Here is a 17,725-nt window from a genome sequence, read left to right as displayed (position 1 = left end):
ACAACCCGGCCGACGCGATGGAACCTCAATGAAGGGCGGTTCGCGAGCGAACCGCAATCGGCTAACCGGTCGGACTGCTGGCGATCACCATCGGCCAACCTTAATGAAGGGCGGCTCGCAAACGAACCGCAATTCGGACGTCACGCTGATGATCCTCGGCGACCTGAAGCCGGATCCCCAATGAAGGGCGGTTCGCGAGCGAACCGCAATGGGGTCGCCATCCTACCGCCTGTGACCTCGGCGAACAGGACGCTCTGCAAAGGGTACGCAGTCGGAGGCAGCGGGTGGACAGGCGTGGGTCTGGCTCGCTGGAGGGAATGCCCGCTGAGCTGCTGCTTCGCGGCGCGAGAGGTCCACGCCTGGACCACGGCGCCCGCAGCCGCGGCTCTCGAACAGATTGAAGGGCGGATCGCAGTCAGTGCGCGGCGAGGTCGAGTACAGCGAGGCAGAGTGGACCTTCGTGGTTGGTGAAGGGGTTGTGCACGACGGTGTCCGGGGACGCGGATTCCAGGACGTGGATGGCCGTTGCCGCGTCCGGCTGCGGCAGGGCACCCGCTTGGCGCAGTACCACGGCGAAGAGGTACGTACGTTGCAGCGGTTGCAGTTCCAGGTATGCGTGGGCAATCGGATCCCAAGGAGCCGCCATTATGGGGCTGTTCTCACGGATCCCCATTGGTTCTCGTAGGGCGGCTTGGAACGCTTCGACGGCGTCTGTGTCCACACGCAGCCGTCGCATCAGCGGCTTGGTGAACATGGGCAGGTACCAGTCCGACATGCCCATCCGAATTCGGGTGTGAACGCGGGTCGCTAGGGCTGGCAGATCTTGCGGTTCGGCTGCACCGAAGGCGATGCCCAGCGTGTCGTTCCAGCCTCGGTGCCCACGAGTTGCGGGGTCTGTGTCGAACCACGTTTCGAGGTCTCGGAGCGCGGCAACAGCCAAGCTGTCCGTTGGAAACAGCTGGGTGTAGGCAGCTAGCTCTGCGCTCGGATAGATGTGGCCTGACTGGGTGTCGAGGGCATCCTCGGCGAGGATGGCCTTGAACACCGCGTCGGGCATATTCCAGCTGTCTAGGTCCAGCACCGAGTCGAAGAGCTGGTCGTGCCGGAGGTGCGTTGTGTGGCCGAGTTTTGGTACGAGTGCACGGAGGACTCCTTGGTCACCCCTATTCTCTTCTTTGACCCACAAGAGGAAGTTGCGATCTTCGCGGAGCGTGGCATCACTGTCGGCCTCGTGACGGAGCATCTCGGCGATGGCGGGGTACCGGGAAGCGACTGTCGCGAGCGCGGACATGACGTGGCGCCGTTGCTCGCTGGCCGATCGACGCTGACTGTCGGACTTCCCGTTCAGACGCTCGAAGATGTCGGCGCCGAAGTGATCACACAACCGGTCCCAGTTCTCGGCGACGAGGTCTACGAGGATCTGATCCACTTCACCGGATAGGACATCGAGTTTGACGCCGGGCGTGCCTGGATGGCCGATCGTTTCCTCGATGCCGTCAATCAGTGCGAGGTCACCGAGCATGAGCATGCCGATCCACGCCAGTTGCCGGCGCTCTTCGAGTTCAGGGCCGTAGGTGCACAGGTCCCGCTTGATCTCTCCGCGCAGCCATTCCATCTCGGACGTGAGTGTGTCGGAGCCCGCTAGGTCGTTGTGGGACTGCTGGTTACGCGTGATCGCTTGGATGAGCCCGATGAAGGCGTTCCTGCGAACCTCCGTGTCCGGCTCGTTCTTCCATTCCGCCATGACGTCGATGAGGTCGGCCGCTGCGAGTGAACTGCGTGCGAGTTCAAACGCCAGGACTTCGCGCAGCTCTGGCTCGATGTGCTTGAGGAGGTTGAGGGTCTTGTCGACGATCTGGAGGGAGGCTTCGTCGGTCCTGCCGCAGTACGCCCTGAGGATTGCGGCTGGAATGGTGTCTGGAATACCTGAAGTGATGGGCCTTGGGTCGTGGATGAGCTTGTCGGCGAACTCCTGGACAGCTGGCTGCCCAGGCCAGGCGGTGATGACCGCTGGGACGTGCCACATCAAGATGTGCGGGCTCACGTCCGTGCACAGCGCTGCCAGTTCGGCTGGGTCATAGCTGGCAAGCACCTCTCGCATGGCGTCGGCTTCAGCATTCGGCTCCCTGACGGCATTCTCGAACCGCTTCCAGGCATCGGCTATGGCTTCGGCCACGACGACGCGATTCGCGCTCGGACTACCTGGATCGGGCTGGCGCAGCAGGGATACCAGGACGGCGAAGCCCTCGGTTGGACCGAGTACGTCGACGGCTACGCCGGCCATAGGCGCGGCCTGCGCAAAGTCGCCGCGGAGCCGGCTGACGAGGACTGTCTGGACGTGCTCGTCGTCTGCGTACCGCTCGACGAGCGTGCGGGCCGCGGCGTATGGCCGCATGCTGTCCAGACCTTGCAACAGCACCGTCCGTGCGTCGGCGGGTGGCAATGTGGTGGCGAGATCAGTGACGCAGTGTGCTGTGAAATCCTGCACTTTGCTGTCCACATAGGAGCGGAGCGTCCGTGCGAATTCCGGGTCGTCGCTCCACTGCTCCGGGATCATGCCGACGTTGTACAAGATCAGGCCGCGTTCCTCCGGGTGCGCGAGCTCTGCGGCCACCCAGTCCTTGAAGCGGCTATCCCCGGTGAAAGCGTTGCAGGCCAAGGCCCAGGCGAGACCACGGTCGCCGCCATTTCGGCCGTTCGTCGTCAAGGTCTCCAATGCGAAGTCGGCCGCTCGCGCATCGCCGGTGGCGGCGATGTTGACGAGGTCCGCTCCGGGCCATGGTCCGGAGCGTAGGCCTTCCTGGTGAAGCAATGACAGCAGCCAGTCGCGTTCGTCCGGCCGGAACAGTGCGGCATCACCATGCGTACTGCCGCGTTGCAGCATGTGCAGGCCAACAAGCCGGAGGGACATGGATGGCTGACGACGTGCCCAGTCGATCAACCGTGTGGTTTCGGATGCGTCAGCCCAGCCTTTGCCGAGAGCGAGGATGGCAGCGGCCTGGGTCGCTGAGGACGGTCCGGTCTCGGTGAACGCCACCAGCCGCTCCAGCAGGCGCTGCTGGCCACCGAACCGATGTGCGATGGCCAGCGCCGCATGGACCTTCACGTTGTCTTCGGGATGTCGAAGACCCCAGGCCAGGTACTCGGCAGCGACGTCGTCGGCGATGGCGAGATCGCGCAGCGCCCACATGGTCGGTGACGGGTCCGGACGGGGCGCGGTCAGCCACCGCTTCATGATCGGCAGCAGGTGGGTCCGCGCGATGTGGCTCGCGAGCGTGCCGGCAAGCGCCGTGATGAGGTTCGCCCGATGGCGCAGCGACGGATGGGTCTCCACCCGTTCGACGAGCCTGTTGAGGTAACCGGTCTGGGATCTCGGGGTCAGCTTGACACCGGCGGCGAGCGCCTCGGCGAGCAGCTCGTATCCGTCAATGTCTGCCCATCGTTGGCTGCCCGTGTCAAGGGCTGCGGTAAGCAGTGGCTCCGTGGCGTGAGAGCTGACCTGCGCAGTCAGCAGCGCGAGGAGGACATCTCGCCAGGCTGGATCATGTACGAACCTCTGCATGGCCTCGACCTGTGCTTCGGTAGCCAGGGTGGCGAGATACTGGCCGGCGAGGTGGTCGAGCACCACTCGATGCAGGAAGCCGACGGAACCCCCGCCGTGCGACACGATCAGCCCGAACTCGTCTTCTGCCATGGCGAGCACAGCGTCGGCAATCCTGCGGGCCTCGGCTTGCTGATAGCCCAGGACGGTGTCGTCGGTCATCGACTCGACGATGAGCGTGCGCATCTCCGGCTTGGTGACAGTGCCGGACGGATCCTTGACACGAAGACGGTAGGCCACGGCGCCGAACAACGCGGTCACCTCGGTGGCCGGCAACACCGCCCCTCTGGCGTGTGAGGCACGTTGCCGCATCTGGGGATGCTTTTCGAGGAGCAACTCGACAAGCCGAGCGTAGATCTTGAACCGTTGACGGGGCAGGGGCTCGCCTTGCCACGTCGCGGCCAGCAACGTCAGGAACAGCGGAGACCTGGAAAGCTCAGCCAGTTCCGGGATGGCGTCCAGTTGGTCAAGGAACGGCTCGACGCCGACCGTCCACATCGACAGGCCTATCGGAGAGGCTTCCGACTGCGTGACAGGCTGAAGGATTTCGGCCACGATCGTCCAGCGCTGCCGATCGGTCAGCGGGGTGATCTCAGCCTGAGCCCAAGGACGCCTCCAATTGAGCCGGTCAACCGCATAAGGGCGTGTGGAGAGAATCGCTGACGCGCTGGTGCGACCAAGGAACGCTTCAAGGATCCCGAGGGCGCGTTCGGCTGCGCCGACGTCGCTCCATTCATCGACGCCGTCAACGAGCAGCAGCAAACGATCGTCCCGCAGGGCGAGCTTGACCAGCGGCCAAAGGTGGGTGGCGCTCTGCGACCTCAGCCAGGCTTCCGCAGCCGAAACAAGCGAGTTCTCCGTAGATGCTTCAAGGTGGCGGCACAGGAACCCGAACGGCAGCCAGATCGGCAGGTCAGTGGCATGTTCCCGTTGCAATGCGATCGACTGCGGTTGGGACGACAGCAGGTCCGTTGCCACAAACCGCAAGAGACTGGACTTCCCCGCTCCCGGACGGCCGATCAGCAGTCGGTACTTACCACCAGCCAGCCACTCGTCAGCCGCAACGGCGCCAACCGTCGCTGACGCGCCCTGGCTTCTCGGCTTGATCAGCTGGCGGGCAGATCTGAGGGACTGCCGTCGGGCGCCCAGCCGCGAGGCGATGACGGTGTGCCCATCACCGGAGCTTTCCGCCGAGCGTTGATTTTCAACGGGCGGCTCAGACCGCTCGGCGTCGATCACCTCGGCCCGTTGGCGGTTAGGGTCGACGTCCAGGATGACGAACTCGCCATCGGGCTCGGGGTTCTCAGCCAGGTGGACCCCGCCCTGGGCAGAGAAGACGGCGTGGTACAGGTCGCGAAGCCCTGCACGGAGGTCTCTGCTGTCCTGGTGCGACAGGTTGTTCGCAAGGGCTTCGGCTGCCTCTGAGCCACAGAAGCGCTCTACCCAAGGGCGGCCGAAGAAGTCATCGACAATGCGGGGCTGATCCTTCAGCAGGCTGGAGACCTCCTGCACACCCCACGGAACGAAGGTGATCTTAAGTTTGGCCAGACGTTCGGTCTGCTCACGGATCGCGGTGTCCAGCTTGGTTTCCTGCAGGTCGAACGAGGTAGCGAAGTAGAACGCCGCCGTCTTGTCCGCCCATTCACCCTTCAGCAGGTCGTCGACAGCCTTCTTGATCTTGGCTGCGGTCAGCGTTTGGACCCGCCGAGACTGCAGGGTGATGTAATCCCGGCCGCCGGACTCGCCGTGTGTCAGGTCAAGCGGGAGCCGAGCGTAGGCGTCAATCCCAGCTTGGGCTTGGCCTGGAACACCGAAGAGCTTCGCGAACTGGACAGGTCTGACAGTGTGCAGCAGCCTGAGAAACAGACGCTCGGCGTTGGGCCATTCCATTGTGCCGATAGGCAGCACCTGGTCTTTGGTGTCGATCGGTGGTGCCGGCAGTGCCCCCGTAGGGGCAGACCAGAGGAGCGCTTCGGTGCGGTCTCGGCCACCCGCTTCGTCCGCGAACGCGATCGTAGTCATTCTTCGCTGCCTCCCGCCTCGGCTCCGCCCCGCCAAAACAAGCACAAGAGACTCACCCACACATGCCGGGCACGCGGCCCTCGTGCCGTTTGGGCGTGGGCTCGTCGGTTGTCCGGAGAACACCCCAGTTATGCCGTTGACGAGTTCTGCCGTCCTTCGCACCAGAAGGTTAACGGCGGGAGTCGGCGTCGATGCTGAACGGGTCGCTTGACGCTGGCAGATCTGATCCGGCGTCATCGGACCACGCTGGCTGCAGCGGCTGGGAGTGACAGCTCGCTCAGCACCAGGTGAAGCGCCCGGCCGACCACGAACCCTAGGTCCTCAACGAACCGAGCGAGGTCCTCGGTGGTTGCCCCACAGAGGAGCGTCATCGATCGGCGGACGGGGTGGTCGCCATGAACTTCCGCGTTCCGCAACGAGTAGGCAGCCCTGACGAACCGCTGTACTTGGTTGCGTCCGACGTTCAGCAGCGGGTCGTCTGCCAGCAATCGCGCAGCGTTCGCAGCCGCGGGTGCGCCTTTCTGGGGCCCCTCGATCCCGAATCGCTTGAGGAACAGGGCTTCGCAGCAGATGACGAGGTCGATGAGCCGGTCCTCTGGCTGGGCTTTGGAGCCGGCGAACACGAATCGACGCAACGCCACTTGCAACGATCGGTCCTCTCGAACCACTGAGTTCCCGAGCATCTCGTACACCTCGCGTACGGCCTCGACCTGCTCGTCGGTGAGCACCTGGGTCGGCCGGCTGATGTCGGCCGCAACCACGGTCGGCAGGGCAGCGCTGCCCTCCACTGTCGGCGGAAAGTCGTCGTCGTGCTGGGCATGGATCGGACGCGTGGCCACAACAGAGCCACCGCACACGATCCGCAGGGCAGTAACCAGCCGCTGTGCCGGTTCCTCCAGCTTCGGGAAGTCGGGAGCTTGCGGTTGGTCAGGCATGCCCTGCTTGTACGACCGCACCGGGTAGCTCTGCTCACGCGTCACGGCCCACTGGTGAAACCGGGAGACCTGCACGCTGTTAGGGCCACCGCTGAACTCCGCCGGTACCGCCAGGACCTGGATGGCCCGGCTGACCTGGCGGTCAGTCATCGGGCGCAGGACCACACCGTCGGCCAATGCGATGTCGGCCATGCTCGACGTGAAGCCGTTGAGCGGGACGAACTCCACGAAGCGGATGGAGTCGGACCGCAGACCAGCATCCAATCGCTCGAACTGGAGCTCGAACACCGCTTCGTCGAACTCGTACGAACGGCTGGCGATGATCATGGGTTCGAGCAGGTGCTCCATCAAGAGCCAGTCGAGCGGTCGCGGATTCAGAGAGAACTCGGTGCCGACCATGGTGTCGAGACGAGTGCGCAGGACAGGATCCGCGTCGATCGCCTCGCGAACCGCGGCCATCTCGGCGAAGGTGCTCAGCCAGCCGACAACAGTGACCCGCTCGGGCATGTGCCAGGCACGGGGCCGCAAAGCGGCGAAGGACTCTTGGCCATACCGCCACCAGTTCCGTAGATCCGCCATCGGGCCAACGCGCGGGGCTCCGTCGCGCTCCGCCAGGTCGCGCAGCGCGGCAACGAGCAGCGCGGCAACAGCTTTTCGGATTCGGTCTCGCGTAGGTAACTGCATCGGCCCCGTACCTCGCCGTCGACGTCCTGCTCGCATAGGACCCGGTCGGGCGCGAGCCGCACAGAATACAGGCGGCGTCCGCTGAAGACACGCGAAAATTGTCCGGCGCGTCGGCCTGCCGGCAAGCCCCGGCGCGCGGCGGAACGTCATTCGGCCGCGTCGACGCCGATCCTGAAAACCGTTCGCATATACTCAGAGGTGTGCTTTAGCCTGCTGCGATGGGTAGTCCGAGAGCGAGCGGATGGAACGAGGGAATCGTCCGCAGGCCCGGGATTGTGCTGGTCGGCGCACCCGACAAAAATCACGTTCGGATAGCTGGGGGAACTAACGCTTGAAGCTGCCCAATCGACGACTCGGCTGCGTGGTGGGCGGCCCGAAGTAGCATCGTCCAATGCAGGCCCAGTTGCCGGTGCATATCGGCCAACCGCAGAACCCTCTGCCTTCACGCTCGACCATCGACCCTTCGTCATCACTGACCAGTTACGAAGTGGAGTCGATGGCAGCGGTCAGGCGGCCGTCGCTTCATGAGATCGACTGGACACAGCACGAGGTCGAGCCGCGGTGGTTGGAATACGAGACGTCCGACTGCGTGGCCGCGCTGACACCCGCCTCCTCCCGTGGCGCGAGCGAACGCCAGCGCCTCGTCGCGGGTGCGGCCGGGCGAGGGGAAACCGTCTTGCTCGTCGATGTGATGGGAAACGTCAACGAGATCAGGCGCAATGTCTTCGTGAACTACGACGCCTCGATCGACCTGCTGGACCACGAGACCACCATCGTCGGCTACCGGTTGCCGCGGGGAAGCCGCCCAGTACTCGCTGACGGGTTGAACGCCGCAGACCGGGATCTGGGGCTGCGGCTGCTCAACCGTCCCCCCGACACATGGTGGAGGCTGGAATCCCGGGGCGCCGGCAAGTACCTGAGTGAAAGCGGATGGCAGAAGACCGAGCCGGTGGGGGAGTTGTGTCCGATCCTGCTCGACTCGCTGGGTGCCCCCGTCGTTGCCGTGTGGGTTTCCCCGGACGAACGTCAACGCTGGTACATCGTGCCGGACGGCACCGACTGGGACACGGTGATCGACTGGCTGGTCCACCACGCCGTCCCCGCCTACGTTCCCGACGCGCCACAGCGTCACCGGCTGACCTCCGCGGTCAACCCTGACCTGGAGACGCCGGCCGAGAACGAAGCCCGCGTCGCACTGGCCGACCTGGAGGTCCGATACGCCCAGGACAAGGCACGGCTGGAGCAGGACCTAGCCGACGCCAAAGCCGTCGCCGACCCGGTTCGCAACGGCCTGCTGTTCGGCACCGGCCAGGCACTGGTCGACGCGGTCACCCGAGCGCTGTCCGCCGCTGGGTTCGCCGTCGACGACGTCGACGCCAGACTTGGCGCCACGAAGTCGGCCGACCTCCTGGTGGCCTTCGGTCCGCACCGTCGCCTGGTCGAGGTGAAGTCCGAACGAGGCCCCGCCAAGGAAGCGCTGGTTGGCGACCTGCGGAGACACCTGGACACCTGGGGCGAACTCCAGCCTGGCTCACCAGCCGACGGTGGCACCCTGATCGTCAATCACCAGCACAAACTGGCACCCGGCCAGCGGCCCCGCCAGATCTACAGGCGCCCTGAGTTCGTCAACACCCTCACAGTGCCGGTCGTCAGCACCCTCGACCTGTTCGACTGGTGGAGAACGAAAGACTGGAAAGCCATACGAACCGCGGTGCTGGGAACAGCCCCGACCGCCGACAACCAGCCCTCGACAGGGCTTGCGGAGGAACCGCGAACCACTTAGCGCACGCCACGCCGGTGGTAATACACGGCGGGCGTCGCCCGCCGCGCAGAGCAGGTGGCTCGGTGCTGCCTGACGAGGAGTAAGAGCTGCTGATTGCCGCGGCCTGGTTGTACGACATCGGCTACGCCGCGGAGCTCGTCGACACGGGTGCGTATCGGCCCTAGGCGGAGGGCCGGGCCCTCTTGATGGCGCGGTTGGCGGGCCTGGGCCGTCTCGATCGGGTGAGACCTGCAGTCCGGATCATGACGACCATGACCGGTCGACTGCTTGGTGAACTGCCCAATGCGGGGGTTCCCAGCTCCGAGGAGCAGAGAACCCCCCGCAGCAACAGCGGCAGCGGACCTAACCACGACCAGGCGCGGCGGCGGGCGTCCGGCTGTGGGCGCTACCTCAACGAAGGGCGGCTCGCGACCGAACCGCAATGTTGATGGGCATCGACTGGCCTGTCCTGCAGTTCGCGCCGCAATGAAGAGCGGTTCACCAGCGAACCGCAATCGTAAACGGCGGGAACACCACAGGGTCTACCGGTTCGAGCCGCCTCAATGAAGGGCAGTTCGCGAGCGAACCGCAATGGGCGGCACAGATCGCGACGGCGCGGCGCAGTGCGGTGTCACTTCAATGAAGGGCGGTTCGCGAGCGAACCGCAATGGGCAGATGCAGCACGAGGGCTCGCAGGGCCAGGCCGCACCTCAATGAAGGGCGGTTCGCGAGCGAACCGCAATGGGGTCGCCATCCTACCGCCTATGACCTCGGCGAACAGGACGCTCCGCGAAGGGTACGCAGTCGGAGGCAGCAGCTGGACAGGCGTGGGTTCGGATCACTGGAGGGAATGCCCGCTGAGCTGCTGCTTCGCGCCGCGAGAGGTCCACGCCTGGGCGACGGCGCATCGGTGCCTTCGCGGTGTCAACGTCGAGCTCATGGCCCGCGAGATCGTGGGCAAGGGCGTTCCTGCCGAGGTGGCGGCCTTGGCCTCGGTCGATGCGATCGCGCATGTCCTCTGGGAGGACCAGTTCAACGACGCGTGCCATGGCCACGACGAGCGCAACTTTCCGGCCTGCACAGCTCCGTGTTGAAGGACATCCGTACCCAGCACGAGACCCTGGCCAAAGGTCTGCCCGGCGGCCCGGTGCACACCTGTGGACTCATGTACCGCGCAGTCGACAACCGCCGGGCGGGATGGGTGCGGGACGGCGAACCTTGCCGCGCTGGAGCTGTATGTTCCACAGTGGACAATCAGTTGGGCTGGAGCTCAGTGCCCGCCGGACCGGTTGATCGTTTGTCAGCGAAGAACGTCCGCGCAGGTCATAGCTCTGCCCAGCTCGACCCGGCTCGCACACTCGATACCACCCGCGTGAGTGATCATGACCGTGTTGGAAGGCGTGCTCAGGCGGGGCACCGCCGCATGGACGCCTCACGAACGCTTCGGTCGCGCTCTGGTCCGGATCTTCCTGCCACCGGTCTAATCACCGACACCAATCGGCTCGGCCGGCTTAGGGCAGTGCGGTTTAACCGCTAACTCGTCAGGTCGCCGGAGTTGGCCAGACGCACGACGAGTCGGGTCGTGGTGGCGCGGCGGGCGGGGGAGAAGATCACGGTGATGACGATGGATGACGGCGCGTCAGGTCTTGAGCAGCAAGTAGACCCCGACAGGCCATCGCTGTCCCGCATCTATGACCACCTGCTCGGCGGCGGGCACAATTTCGCCGCCGATCGTGCGGTGGCCGACGCGATCATGGCCGTGGTGCCGCACTACGAGGTGTTCGTCCGTGCGAACCGCGCCTTTGTACATCGCGCGGTGCTACACATGCTCACCGCCGGGATCGAGCAGTTCCTCGACCTGGGCGCGGGTCTGGGTGGCGTTCGCCACGTGCACGAACTCGCTCAAGCCGAGCGGCCCCAGGCCCGCGTTGTCTACGTTGACCGCGATCCCGTGGCCATTGCACGTCTCAGCCTGATCGCGCCCCAGGCCTATCCGGGAATCGGCGTGCTCGAAGCGGACCTGCGGCACGTCGACGAGGTGCTCGACCATGTTGTGACCGCTCAGGTACTCGATCTGACCCGCCCAGTGGGCGTGGTGGCCGGGTCGGTGTTGCCTTGCCTGCCCGACGACGAAGAAGTGGCCGCTACCTTGGCCTGGTACCACGAACGACTGGCGCCCGGTTCGCTGTTGGCGGCCTCGCACGCCGACGCCACGCTGCTGGGGCACGAGCTGGCCGCTGCGGTCGAAGCCCGGCTCGCCAGGGCCGGGATCACGCTCGTGCACCGGAACCGACAGCAGTTCGCAGCGCTGCTGGGTCCGTGGCAGCCGCACCCGGACGGCGTGGTGCCGACCGGCTTGTGGCGGCCAGACGGCCTCGCCCCGCCCCTGCCGGAGTCTTTGTGGGGCAACGCCGTTCTGGCCGGCCATGGCCACGAGCCAGCAGGACCTGCGTGAAAAAGGCCGTGCACCGCAACACCGTGTCCGGAACGGTCTATGGCCAGGTTGTGCAAGCCCGCACGGTCACCGCCGACACCATCGTTCTGAACTCTTCCGAGCGCCGCGTACTGGTGCCTCGACAGCTTCCGCCGCCCACGCGCACGTGGGTCGACCGCGCGGACGAACTGGACCGGCTGGACCGCTTGCTCACGACGGCGGACCCGACTCGCGTCGTGGTGACTGGCCTGGGCGGTGTCGGCAAGACCGGCTTGGCGGTGCGGTGGCTCGACGCGCATCACGAGCTTCACCCCGACGGCGTACTGCACACCGACCTCAACGGCTGGAGCGGTCACCTGCCGCCGGTCACCGGCCAGGTCCTGGCCGGATGGCTCCGGGCGCTTGGTGTCGCCGCCGACGACCTGCCGGGTGAGGCTGCCGAACTGATCGGGCTGTACCGGACCGTGACCGCCGGCAAGGCGATCGCAGTGCTCGTCGACAACGCCCGCTCCGCCGAGCAAGTGCGGCCCCTGATACCCGCCACGACGCGCGGCACGATCCTGGTAACCAGCCGCCGCAGGCTCACCGGTCTGGCTCTCGCGGGCTTCCGTCACCTCGACCTCGGCTGCTTCCCCGCGGCCACCGGCGCTGCACTTCTGGCCAGCTTGCTCGACGAAGACCGACAACCTCTCGGCGAGGAGCTGCTCCACGCGCTGGCCGCCCGCTGTCACGGGCATCCGCTGGCCTTGACCATCGCCGGGGCCCACCTCTCCGCGCATCCCCAACGCGACCCGGCACGCCTGATTGCCCGCCTGACCCGCCTAGCCGAGGCGTCCGCCGCTGGGGACCCGTACGAGCTATCCATCGAAGGAGTGCTGCAGATGACCTATGAAGACCTTGACGCCACCACTGCCCGGCTCTACCGGAGCCTGGCCGAGCACCCCGGTCCTGAGTTCACCGCCGAGCCGCTCGCCGCCGGGCTCGGAGTGCCGGTCACCGAGGTTGAATGCGGGCTCGCCCGGCTGGTGGAGGCCAACTTGGTTACCGAGACCGGGGACGAGCGCTACCGGCCGCACAACGTCGTGGGCGAGCACATGCGGGCCTTGGCCAGCGAGGATGACCAAACTGAGCGGCTGGCGGTGCGGCGCCGGATGATCGACTGGTATCTGCGGCGCGCGGCGGAAGCCGACAAGGTCATCAACCCTTTCCCACGTCGATTCAGCGACGTCTACGTCGGCCTGGACACGGGCGTGTTCGCCGACGCCAAGGCCGCTTTGGACTGGGCCGAGATCGAACGCGCCAACATCCTCGCGGCTCAACAGGCCGCCGCGGACCAGGGCTGGACGGAGCTGGTGTACCAGTTCGGCGAGGTTCTGTGGAATGCGCTGCGCCCCAACTACACCGCGGGTGAGCTGGTGCGCTCGCAGGTCCTCGGGGCCAATGCCGCCGCCGACGCCGGGCACATCCTGGAGGTGGTCTGCCGCATCCGGCAGGGTTTCGGCGAGACCAACCTCGGCGACCACGAGGTGGCCATCGCCACCTGCACCATCGCCGTCGAACGTGCTGCTGAACTCGGCGACCCGTGGTTGCAATCTGGTGCGTTGTCCACCCGTGCCCGCGCCCATCTGAAAGCCGACGATCCGCGCGCTGCGCTGCCGGATCTGCAACGGGCACTGGAATTCGCCGAGGAGATGAACGACGCTCGCAGCATCGCGTTGCGGCACCGCCGCCTCGGCGAAACCGCGCTGCACCCCAAGATCGCCGACGCTCGGCTCGCACTCCACCACCTGCGGCTTGCGGCGAGCATGTTCACCGGCATCGGGGACGACATCGGCCACGCCCGCACCGTCCTGCACCTGGCGCGGGCTCTGACTCTCGACGGGCAAGCGGCCGAGGCGGTGTCCGAACTGGTCGCGATCGAGCAGACGGTGCGCGACTACGGCTCGGTCGGCTACCTCGCGGACCTGTGCACCGCGCTCGGCGAGGTCCACGCCGCGCTCGGCGACACCGCCGAGGCCCGCCGCCGCTACGGCCAGGCCATCGACTGCTACACCGCCGCCGGCCCCGGCGCCGACAAGAGCAAGGCCGCCGTCATCGACCGGCGCGACGCCCTCGGTTGCGACCAACCGACCGCCTGAACCGCGAACAGGAGCGAACGGCGTAAGACGCCGACTCGTCAACGGCGTCAGGAACCGAAGATCGCCGGAGGCAAGCCTGTCCGGTTGTGCATCAGCGGAATCTGCGGTGAAGGTCTTGGATGAGGCTGATCGCAGCTGACGGTGCGTTGCCCAGCGAAGGCTCCTGGCCGCACACCGTGCCTCGCGGCTGGCTGTCGGGCGGACGCCGTCACGATTAAGGCGACATGAGCGGATGTCCCGCTCAGCCGCTCGCGGCATCAAGGCAGCGTGCGGAACCGTCGATGGGCAGAAGGTGGAAGCACTCGCAGCGGGAAGTCGTACCGAGCAGGTCAACGCTCCGGTCGGGGTCTATGTGGACTTCGAGAACCTGGTCTGCGGCGCGGGCCGAGGGCTACCTGGTCGCGCCAACCCGGTGCCCTACGCGGCCATTACCCGGCTGTGCCGCGACTACGGCAACGCGGTCATCCGCCGCGCATACGCGGACTGGGCAAATCCACAGTTCGGGCGCTACCAGCAGGACCTGGCGATGAACGGTGTCGACCTGATCCAGGTGGCACGCTTCGGCACCGCCCGCAAGAACGCCGCCGACATCCGCATGGCGGTCGACGCGATGGAAACGCTGATCACCCATCCCGAAGTCAGTGTGTTCGTGCTGGTCGCCGGCGACGGCGACTACACCCCGCTGGTGCAGCGGCTGCGGGAGTTCGGCAAGCACGTCGTCGGTGTGGGCACCGAGGCCAACGCCAGCCCGCGGTTGGTGTCGGTGTGCTCGGAGTACAAGTACTGGGGCACCCTGGTCGCTCAGGTCCAACCCGAGCCCGGCGATCATCTCGCCGACGAGTTCGACATCACCACCGCCGAGAACCTGTTGGTCACAGTGATGGAGCAGTCCACCATCGCCACCCCGACAGCTGCATGGGTGAAGAGTAAGATGATCTCCCTCGACCCGGCGTTCGACGAGCGCAACTATGGCTGCCGCAGCTTCCGCGACTTCCTGGGCCGTCTGACGCACCGGGTCACGGTGGTGGGCACGTCGGGCAACGACGTCACCTTGGCCCTTGTTGGCAGCCTGGGTACTGCAGACCAGGAAGAACACTCCTGAGCTCACGTGGAGTCGGTCGCTGGTTGGTCAGGGCCTGAGGTCGTCGAGGCCGAAGTGTTGTTCGTCCCACTGCCGGCGCAGGTCGACGAGTCGTGCCCGGTCGGTGACCACGACTTCGGCGTAGGTGTCGTATGACACGCGGCTGATCAAGCCGAGTCTTTCCAGCAACCGCAGGGACTTCGGCAGGCGACCCGCGGAACAGTTGACTTTCGGTCTGGTGGTGGCCTCGACCGCCACGGGGACCGTCAGGTCCGCATTTCGCTGCTCCCACAGCTCGGCCAGTTCGGTTCGAGCGCATGCGGGCTGGGCGCAATCGGTGATGTCCAGGAGCAGGTCGACGACATCGACGGTATCCCCGAAGACCGGTAGACCGTCGAACTCAACGGGCTTCTCACTCGCCCGGCGCGCGGGACCGTGGCGAAGACGTTCGGCGGCTACCGCATCGGCCAAGACAAGCCGCTCGACGCCTGCGACGGTCGGCCACGGCAGCAGCTCCAGCCTCGCCCACAGCGCGGTGTCGGCCAGCGACTCCTCCCCGCAGTGCGCTTCCCGATGCTCGGCGACGGCGATGGCCAGCTTGAGCAGGGCCTGACGTAGCGACTCCGCGACGGTGTCTCGGCGGATCATCCAGACCTGGTCGATGGCCATGTCGAGGTACTGCCGCAGGACGCTGTCAAAGCCCACGGACCGCTGACGCCACTCCGCGTACTCCCGGTACTTCTCGGCATAGTTAGCCGCGCTGATCAGGCCCGCATCTCGGTCTGCTTCAGCTGACTCGATCGCCTCGTAGTGGTGCACACGAATCTGGAGCGCACCGGACTCGATACGTCGCAGCATCCGGTAGGTCTGTACGACACGATTGCTGGCCAGCAGTGCGGTCCAGTTGCCGCGCTGGGAAAGACGCAGCGCTGTGCGCACGTATTTTTCGGCCGCGGTGTCGTCGTCGAGGCTGTAGGGCAAGTGCTTGCGCATCAATGGTTTCCGAGTACTGGAGCGGGCAGACGTTCGTAAGGACGGGAATTCGTCGAGCTTCGCGGCGATCTCGGTCCGTTCCGGTCACAGGCGGTGTAGTGCGCACAGCACACGGTCGAGGAGCGCCAGATGCTCATCGCCGGATCGCTGGCCTTCCACCACGGCTCGAAGCGCAGCAGCTCGTTCCGCGTCGAGATCCGGAGCCGGCACTGGAGCGCCGAATTCTGGAAGTTGTCCGAAGACGGGGAGGTACTCGGTGGGCGGGCCGTTGTCGAGTTGACGCGGTGCGGCCTCGCCGGACATCGCGGTTGCAGCGTCCGGCGAGCAGCGCAGGCGCGGGAAGACCCACCGGCACACCAGTCGGCATGCCCGCATCGTCACCGAGTTGTTCATTGCTACCCCGGAGCGCTGGCCGGGTTTCCCGCCGGTTCGTGGTGATCGTCCGGCCAGAAGCGGCTGCCACGCAGGACGTGCAGGAACGGCATCAACTCCTCGCGCAGACCAGGGGTGGTGGCGATCGCGCAACGAGACCGGGTGGAGTGCGGGCTCGCGTCGGCATCCAGGACCAAGGCGCCGGCCTCGCGAGCGATGACGGCCCCGGCCGCGGTGTCCCAGGTCCGGTTGCCGAGCAGAACGCAGGCGTCCAGGGTGCCGTCGGCGACCCAGACGAGGTCGAGAGCGGAAGAACCGTAGCGGCGAACGCCTTGTGCACGTGCAGTGAGTTCCCGGTCCACAGTGGAGCAGAGCACGTCGCGCAGGGCAGCGTCATGGCCACTGCCGTAGTCGCTGAACCCGATCAGGGCTCGATCGAGCGACTCGGCGGCCGAGACGCCGATCGGCACTCCGTCGCGGTACGCGCCTTGCCCTGTGGCGGCCCAGTAGCGGTGTCCGAGAAAGGGCAGCGCGGTGACGCCGAGGACAGGCTGATGGTCGTGCACGAGCCCAAGGGCGATGGCGCACAGGGGATTGCCGTGGTGGTGGTTGATCGTGCCGTCGATGGGATCGAGAACCCAGTAGGTCTTGCGGTCGCCAACCGCGCCGGTCTCTTCCCCCAGGAAGCCGATCTCGGTATGTCCGCCGACGGTCAAGCGTTCGCGGACAACATGTTCGACTTCCTCGTCCACTTCGGACACGGGCTCACGGTCGCCCTTGTAACGGATCGCGCGGGGAGGGTGGCTGAGGACGTGCTCGACCGCGAGATCGATCGCGGCCTGTGCCGCAGACAGTGCGGCGGTGCAATCGGGTACCGACAGCATGGTTTCCTTCGGTTCTTCGGACGCGCAGCAGCGGGAAACCGACCGGGCCGTGGACGGCGCGGGTCAAGAGGATCGGTGCGGCCACCATGGGCGTTCGACGGTCAGCGCGTCGTTTCGCAGCCGTTCCGCGATGACCGCGGGACGCAGTTCGATCTGGTGGAGGTCCGACTGGGCGAGCCAGCGCAGTTCGTGTTCGCTGGATCGGGCGGCGTCAGGGCCGGTGAGGGTCACGTCGAACAGCAGAGCCAGCTCGTAAAGGGCCGGCCCGGTCGGTGAGGTGTGGTCGCGCAGCTCTACGGCGGCACAGAAGTCGAGGTAGGCGAGGTCGACATTGGTCTGTGCCCGCACGGATCGCCGCAGGGCGTCCTCGATGGATTCACCGGGTCGTACCTGGCCGCCGGGAAGCCGGAAGGCGCTGGCGTCCTGGTCACGGATCAGCAGGAGGTGCTCGTTGTGCCCGACGAGGCCGTACGCCCCGACAAGCGGACCGAGAGCGGGACTGGGGGAGGTCATCATGGTGCTCTCACGATCGACGGACAGGGGACGCCTCGACGAGGCCAACGTGGTGGTGCTCATCGCGCCACGACCGGTACCGGCCGGCGATGGGCGGTCGGGGGTCGCCCACCGCAGGCCGGATCCAGTCAACGCCGCCGCCTTGTCGATCACCAGAGCGGGCGTGCGGCGACAACGAGGCGTCAACGCGGCGACCTAGTCGCTGACCAGCGCTGTTGGCTAGCTGGAGCCAGAGAAGGCGCTCGGATGGGCGTGCGGCAGTGAGTGGCAGCCGACCGCGGCGCGCGAAGACGCGGCCATGAGGCA

12 protein-coding genes are annotated in these 17,725 nt (G+C 66.3%); 6 read left to right on the top strand and 6 right to left on the bottom strand.

Annotated features, from left to right (window positions below; all coding sequences use genetic code 11):
• Positions 1-415: 415 nt before the first annotated feature.
• Together ABZV40_RS06875 and ABZV40_RS06870 are read right to left on the bottom strand one after the other, a co-directional pair.
• Positions 416-5,623 carry an NACHT domain-containing protein gene (locus ABZV40_RS06875; protein ID WP_355436939.1) on the bottom strand — a complete coding sequence of 1,736 codons (5,208 nt, stop codon included), beginning with the start codon at positions 5,621-5,623 and terminating at the stop codon, positions 416-418.
• Positions 5,624-5,856: 233 nt separating this feature from the next.
• On the bottom strand, positions 5,857-7,242 hold the full coding sequence (locus ABZV40_RS06870) for a hypothetical protein (protein ID WP_355436938.1): 1,386 nt from the start codon (positions 7,240-7,242) through the stop codon (positions 5,857-5,859).
• Positions 7,243-7,633: 391 nt separating this feature from the next.
• On the opposite strand from ABZV40_RS06870, the gene ABZV40_RS06865 reads away from it, so the two are divergent.
• The 5 genes from ABZV40_RS06865 (at position 7,634) to ABZV40_RS06845 (ending at position 14,678) form a co-directional block, all read left to right on the top strand.
• Positions 7,634-9,025: a hypothetical protein gene (locus ABZV40_RS06865; protein WP_355436936.1), complete on the top strand. Its 1,392-nt coding sequence runs from the start codon at positions 7,634-7,636 to the stop codon at positions 9,023-9,025.
• A 917-nt stretch (positions 9,026-9,942) separates the two neighbouring features.
• Entirely contained in the window at positions 9,943-10,098 is a 156-nt protein-coding gene (locus tag ABZV40_RS06860) for a hypothetical protein (protein WP_355436934.1), read from the top strand.
• A gap of 488 nt (positions 10,099-10,586) precedes the next feature.
• Positions 10,587-11,459, top strand: coding sequence for an SAM-dependent methyltransferase (locus tag ABZV40_RS06855; protein ID WP_355436932.1), 873 nt, complete (start codon positions 10,587-10,589; stop codon positions 11,457-11,459).
• Positions 11,456-13,576 (top strand): hypothetical protein, encoded by a 2,121-nt coding sequence (locus tag ABZV40_RS06850; protein WP_355436930.1) that lies wholly within the window; start codon positions 11,456-11,458, stop codon positions 13,574-13,576. Before ABZV40_RS06855 ends, ABZV40_RS06850 begins: the two co-directional genes overlap by 4 nt.
• Positions 13,577-13,808: 232 nt before the next feature.
• On the top strand, positions 13,809-14,678 hold the full coding sequence (locus tag ABZV40_RS06845) for an NYN domain-containing protein (RefSeq protein ID WP_355436928.1): 870 nt from the start codon (positions 13,809-13,811) through the stop codon (positions 14,676-14,678).
• A gap of 27 nt (positions 14,679-14,705) precedes the next feature.
• Here ABZV40_RS06845 and ABZV40_RS06840 read toward each other — a convergent pair whose 3' ends face one another.
• The 4 genes from ABZV40_RS06840 to ABZV40_RS06825 form a co-directional block, all read right to left on the bottom strand.
• Positions 14,706-15,650 carry a hypothetical protein gene (locus ABZV40_RS06840; protein ID WP_355436926.1) on the bottom strand — a complete coding sequence of 315 codons (945 nt, stop codon included), beginning with the start codon at positions 15,648-15,650 and terminating at the stop codon, positions 14,706-14,708.
• Positions 15,651-15,734: 84 nt separating this feature from the next.
• Positions 15,735-16,043: a hypothetical protein gene (locus ABZV40_RS06835; RefSeq protein WP_355436924.1), complete on the bottom strand. Its 309-nt coding sequence runs from the start codon at positions 16,041-16,043 to the stop codon at positions 15,735-15,737.
• 2 nt (positions 16,044-16,045) lie between these two features.
• Positions 16,046-16,906, bottom strand: a complete 861-nt coding sequence (locus tag ABZV40_RS06830) for an inositol monophosphatase family protein (protein ID WP_355436922.1) — start codon at positions 16,904-16,906, stop codon at positions 16,046-16,048.
• Positions 16,907-16,969: 63 nt separating this feature from the next.
• Complete coding sequence (locus tag ABZV40_RS06825; RefSeq protein ID WP_355436920.1) at positions 16,970-17,422, bottom strand: NUDIX domain-containing protein; 453 nt, start codon at positions 17,420-17,422, stop codon at positions 16,970-16,972.
• On the opposite strand from ABZV40_RS06825, the gene ABZV40_RS06820 reads away from it, so the two are divergent.
• Entirely contained in the window at positions 17,421-17,618 is a 198-nt protein-coding gene (locus ABZV40_RS06820; RefSeq protein ID WP_355436918.1) for a hypothetical protein, read from the top strand. The two genes, ABZV40_RS06825 and ABZV40_RS06820, sit on opposite strands and share 2 nt — an antisense overlap.
• Positions 17,619-17,725 lie beyond the last annotated feature (107 nt).

The organism is Lentzea sp. NPDC004782, assembly GCF_040609115.1.
GTDB lineage: Bacteria > Actinomycetota > Actinomycetes > Mycobacteriales > Pseudonocardiaceae > Lentzea.
Note: the sequence above shows the minus strand (reverse complement) of the source record. Positions and strands in the feature narration are given on the sequence as shown.

Excerpts from the sequence above, each read along its gene's own strand:
- ABZV40_RS06870 (WP_355436938.1), bottom strand. The coding sequence starts at position 7,242 with ATGCAGTTACCTACGCGAGACCGAATCCGAAAAGCTGTTGCCGCGCTG.
- ABZV40_RS06865 (WP_355436936.1), top strand. The coding sequence starts at position 7,634 with ATGCAGGCCCAGTTGCCGGTGCATATCGGCCAACCGCAGAACCCTCTG.
- ABZV40_RS06860 (WP_355436934.1), top strand. The coding sequence starts at position 9,943 with ATGGCCCGCGAGATCGTGGGCAAGGGCGTTCCTGCCGAGGTGGCGGCC.
- ABZV40_RS06820 (WP_355436918.1), top strand. The coding sequence starts at position 17,421 with ATGGTGCTCTCACGATCGACGGACAGGGGACGCCTCGACGAGGCCAAC.
- ABZV40_RS06875 (WP_355436939.1), bottom strand. The coding sequence starts at position 5,623 with ATGACTACGATCGCGTTCGCGGACGAAGCGGGTGGCCGAGACCGCACC.
- ABZV40_RS06830 (WP_355436922.1), bottom strand. The coding sequence starts at position 16,906 with ATGCTGTCGGTACCCGATTGCACCGCCGCACTGTCTGCGGCACAGGCC.
- ABZV40_RS06835 (WP_355436924.1), bottom strand. The coding sequence starts at position 16,043 with ATGAACAACTCGGTGACGATGCGGGCATGCCGACTGGTGTGCCGGTGG.
- ABZV40_RS06845 (WP_355436928.1), top strand. The coding sequence starts at position 13,809 with ATGTCCCGCTCAGCCGCTCGCGGCATCAAGGCAGCGTGCGGAACCGTC.
- ABZV40_RS06825 (WP_355436920.1), bottom strand. The coding sequence starts at position 17,422 with ATGATGACCTCCCCCAGTCCCGCTCTCGGTCCGCTTGTCGGGGCGTAC.
- ABZV40_RS06840 (WP_355436926.1), bottom strand. The coding sequence starts at position 15,650 with ATGCGCAAGCACTTGCCCTACAGCCTCGACGACGACACCGCGGCCGAA.